The organism is Ruegeria sp. BHSA118 (genome assembly GCF_059613405.1).
Window position 1 is genome coordinate 1 of record NZ_JBXWSM010000123.1, and the last position, 4,378, is coordinate 4,378.

A 4,378-nucleotide genomic window follows, 5' to 3' on the forward strand; every position below is an offset into this window, starting at 1 on the left:
GTCGATCAGCAAATCCGTCGCCTGACCACCATCGCGCGCCGCCGCACCAAAGGCAGGCTGCGCCACGGTGCGCAGCGGTGTGATAATCAGGAACGAGGCGGTCTCGATCACGCGCCAGGCAATTGCATAATACCCCGCCGGAACCGGCCCCAGCATCGCGCCGATGATCACCGCAGGCGATTGCACCGCAGCCAGTTCGGCCGCGCGCAGGCCCAGAATCCGGTGACTGAAATGCAAGACCCTGCGCATGTGATCCCGCGACGCATGAAATGCCGGGCGCCAAGAGACCGCCCCCCAGGCCATCACGATATTGGTGGCCGTCATCGCCAGCCGCTGGCCGACCAGGCTCCAGACGCCGTATCCCGCCAGTGCCATGCCAATGCCCACGACCCCTCCGACCGCCGCGCCGAGCGCTGCACGGATGGCCAGAACACGGAACCGCATCTCCCGGCGCAGGATCGCCACCGGCACCGCCGTCAGTGAAATCATCAGCACTGTTGGGGACAATCCGATCAACAATTCACGCGCAACCGGCTCATTGTAGAAATACGAGACCGGCCCCGCCCCCAGATACAGCGCAACCGTCAACACGCCCCCCAGCAGCGCCAACAGCCAGAAAACCGAGTTCAACCGCTCTGCTGACAGCGCCTCATGGGTCAGCAGAATGTCGGAAATCGTTTCGCGCACCAGAAATTCGGAAAACAGCACAAAGGCTGCAACCATCGCCAGAAGACCAAAGGCCTCGACCCCTAAAATACGGGCAAGAATGGCAAAAATGATGAAGTTGAACGCCTGCTCGACCCAGATACCAGCCGACATCCAGGCAACTCCGCTGCTGAAACTCTGCCGCCCTGACATCCGTTTCCTTCCTGCCGCCCAAACCCCGCCAAGTGCCGATGGACACATGGCTCAAACACTCACACCTGTTGCGCACAGTATGCGCAATTACAAACTTGACGCCTTAACGGTCGAATTTGGTCAAATTTATTGTCTATGTTCAGTCTGTACGTGTTCGAATACTATACGCAATACAGGGAATTATGCCCGTCGCGTTCCGTGCGCCGCGCAAATCTTGCAGCAGGGGCTGGGGCAGGGATTATTGAGTGAATAAAAGGTTTTCATTTTCATGAACAAAGTCGCAGAGCCGATGGAGACGAACAGCACCACACCCGAAGAGCTGATCGCATCGGAAACCGCCGGCATGAGCCTGAGCGTGGTCATTCCCGCCTATAACGAGGAAAACGCCGTCCGCCACACGGTCGAGGACGTGCGCACCCATCTCGAACCGCTGGGCATTCCCTACGAGATCATCGTGGTGGACGATGCCAGCCAGGACAACACCCGCGCCGAGGCCGAGGCCAGCGGCGCCACCGTCACCTTCAACGATGTCAATTCCGGCTATGGCGCCAGCCTCAAGCGCGGGGTGCGGATGGCGCAGCATGAATATGTGGCCATTCTGGATGCCGACAGCACCTATCCCGCGCGCTATCTGCCCGGAATGCTGGCCATGTGCCGCGATCAGGACATGGTCGTGGGCGACCGGGGCGCGGCGATGAAGAACGTGCCGCTGCTGCGCAGACCGGCCAAGAAATTCCTGTTCGCCTTTGCGTCGTTCCTGGCCGAGCGCAAGATCAACGATCTGAACTCGGGCCTGCGCGTGTTCCGCAAATCCGAGCTGATCCCGTTCCTGCCGCTCTTGCCGCAGAATTTTTCCTTCACCACCACGATCACGCTGTGCATGACGTCGAACGGCAAGCGGATGATCTATACGCCGATCGAATACGGTAAGCGGGTGGGCAAATCGAAAATCCGGCCGATCGACTTTCTGAACTTCATCATCCTGATCCTGCGCATCAGCACGCTGTTCAATCCGCTGCGGGTGTTCATCCCGCTGGGTCTGGCGTTTTTCACGCTGGGCACGGTGAAGTTCATTATCGACATGTTCTACTGGAACCTCAGCGAAACGGCGGTGTTCTCATTCCTGGCGGCGATCATGATCTGGTCGCTGGGGCTGATCGCCGACATGATCTCGCGGCTGCATCTCAGACCGTGACATGAGCGGCGGTATGCTTTCCGACCCAAATCAACGGCGCTGGCTGATCCGGGTGGCCGGGTCGGCTCTGGTGCTGGCGATCCTGTTCTGGATTCTGCCAGTCGACGCAATCGTAACAGCGCTGAGGGCGATCCCGATCTGGGTTTTCCTGTCCGTGTTCGTTCTGTTCCTGCTGGCCCATGTTGGCGCGGCCCTGAAATGGTGGCTGCTGCTGAACCGAGGGCTTCCGCCCCTGCTGGCTATCCGGGCCCATTTTGCCGGACTGGCCGCCAATCTGTGCCTGCCCGGTGCAATTGGCGGTGATACGGTGCGGGCCGGTCTGGCGCAGGCCGCGATGAAAGACGGCGCGCAGGTTGTTGCGGGCGCAACCGTTGACCGGCTGATCGACATGGTGGCGTTGCTGACCCTGTCCTGTCTGGGCCTGGTCCTGACATGGGAAAGCGCCGCGGGCGGGCATCTGATTTGGCCAGTTGCGCTGATCCTGCTGGCCGCGCTGGCGGGTATGGCCGCCTTGCCACACCTGCTGCCCCTGCCCTGGCGCTATGTCCCGTCCCTGCCCGGCAAGGGGTTTGCCCATCGTCTGGCCGAGGCACTGGCCGGGATGGGCCGCAAACCCGGCACGCTGGCAGTCGCTTTCATTGCATCTGTGCTGATCCAGTTGCTGCTGGTCCTGCTGGCCTGGTGGCTGGCCCTGGCGGCGGGTGTCGATGTGGCCGCCGGGCCATGGATCTTCGCCTGGCCGCTGGCCAAGATCATCGCCGTGCTGCCGGTATCCATGAACGGGCTGGGCCTGCGCGAGGCCACATTGGCCGGTTTCCTGGCCCCCTTCGGCGCCAGTGCCCCGGCTGTCGTGGCCGCCGGGTTGGTCTGGCAGGTTGTGTTGTTTACAGCGGGCGGGTTTGGCGCGCTGGTTCTGACCATGTCCGGAATGCGGTTCAGCGCCCCGGCAAATTCCCAAAAGGAAGAGTGCAAGTGACGGATGTTTCCCGACCCAATGGCGGCGACACGCCTGAAATCATCATTCTGGGTGCCGGGCCGGCCGGTCTGGCCGCAGCCCATGCCCTGACCGGGCAGGCGAAAGTGACCGTGATCGAACGCGCGCCCAGTGCCGGGGGCAATTCGGCCTCATTCCCGATTGAGGGCGTGATCTGCGATTATGGCTCGCACAGGTTTCATCCGGCGGCAGAGCCCGAGGTTCTGGCCGATGTAAAATCCCTGCTGGGTGACGATCTGCTGCTGCGCCCGCGCCACGGGCGCATCCGGTTGGGCGGCAAATGGATTCACTTTCCGCTGAAACTGACCGATGCGCTGATGCGCCTGCCCAAACCCTTTGCCGCGTCGCTGATCGGCGACATGGTGCTGAAACCCTTCCGCAAGAAAAGCGAAGGCCCCGAGACATTCTCGACCGTGCTCTATGACGGGTTGGGCCCGACGATTTCGGACAATTTCTATTTCCCATACGTGCGCAAGCTGTGGGGGCTGGACCCGGACAAGCTGGCGGTGAAACTGGCCGAACGTCGGGTCGGCAGCGGGTCGGTCGGCAAGATCCTGATGAAGATGCTGCGCCTGCTGCCGGGGCTGCGCAGCGAAACGGCCGGTCGGTTCTTTTATCCGCGCAAGGGGTTCGGGCAAATCTCGGATGCGATGCGGGATAGCGCGGAAAGCAACGGGGCCACCTTTCTGTTCAACACCGAAATCACCGGGATCGAGCGGGACGGCAATCGCATCACCGGCCTGACGATCCGCGACGGAGAAGGCGAGCGGCACCTGACCGGCGATCTGATCCTGTCGACCGTTCCGCTGACCGCGCTGACGCGCCTGATCGGCGACCCTCCGGCGGAGGTGGTCGAAGCTGCGCGTGCGATCCGCTTCCGCGGCATGATCCTGCTCTATCTGGTGCTGGAGACAGATCAGTTCACCGAGTTCGACGCGCATTACTTCCCGGAACTGTCGATCCCGATCAGCCGGATGTCGGAGCCCAAGAACTATAACGCCAGCGGCGCGCCAAAAGGCGTCACCGTTCTGTGTGCCGAACTGCCCTGCGACCCGGATGAAAAATGGTGGTCCATGTCCGACGAGGACCTGGGGCAGGAATTCACCAAATGGCTGGGCCAGCTGGGCCTGCCCGTCACCGTGCCGGTGCGCCGCTGCGAAACCCGACGGCTGAGCCATGCCTATCCGGTTTACGATGTGGGCTATGAGGACCGGTTCGATACGGTTGATCAGTGGCTCTCGGATCTGGACGGATTGCTCGTATTTGGACGGCAGGGCTTGTTTGCCCATGACAATACGCACCACGCTTTTGCCATGGCCTATGGCGCGGCG

At 61.9% G+C, this 4,378-nt stretch carries 4 protein-coding genes; 3 read left to right on the plus strand and 1 reads right to left on the minus strand.

The window, feature by feature from the left end:
* A partial coding sequence (locus AC2FNN_RS21045) for an oligosaccharide flippase family protein (RefSeq protein ID WP_496760414.1) occupies positions 1-819 on the minus strand: 819 nt, incomplete at its 3' end.
* A 307-nt stretch (positions 820-1,126) separates the two neighbouring features.
* On the opposite strand from AC2FNN_RS21045, the gene AC2FNN_RS21050 reads away from it, so the two are divergent.
* From AC2FNN_RS21050 to AC2FNN_RS21060, 3 genes are all read left to right on the plus strand, one after another.
* Positions 1,127-2,053 (plus strand): glycosyltransferase family 2 protein, encoded by a 927-nt coding sequence (locus AC2FNN_RS21050; protein WP_171120566.1) that lies wholly within the window; start codon positions 1,127-1,129, stop codon positions 2,051-2,053.
* 13 nt (positions 2,054-2,066) lie between these two features.
* Complete coding sequence (locus AC2FNN_RS21055) at positions 2,067-3,029, plus strand: lysylphosphatidylglycerol synthase transmembrane domain-containing protein (RefSeq protein ID WP_496760416.1); 963 nt, start codon at positions 2,067-2,069, stop codon at positions 3,027-3,029.
* A partial coding sequence (locus AC2FNN_RS21060) for a protoporphyrinogen/coproporphyrinogen oxidase (RefSeq protein WP_496760418.1) occupies positions 3,026-4,378 on the plus strand: 1,353 nt, incomplete at its 3' end. The genes AC2FNN_RS21055 and AC2FNN_RS21060, both read left to right, overlap by 4 nt.

What these genes read in the sequence shown, in the direction of transcription:
- AC2FNN_RS21050 (WP_171120566.1), top strand. Translation starts at nt 1,127, where the DNA reads ATGAACAAAGTCGCAGAGCCGATGGAGACGAACAGCACCACACCCGAA.
- AC2FNN_RS21055 (WP_496760416.1), top strand. Translation starts at nt 2,067, where the DNA reads ATGCTTTCCGACCCAAATCAACGGCGCTGGCTGATCCGGGTGGCCGGG.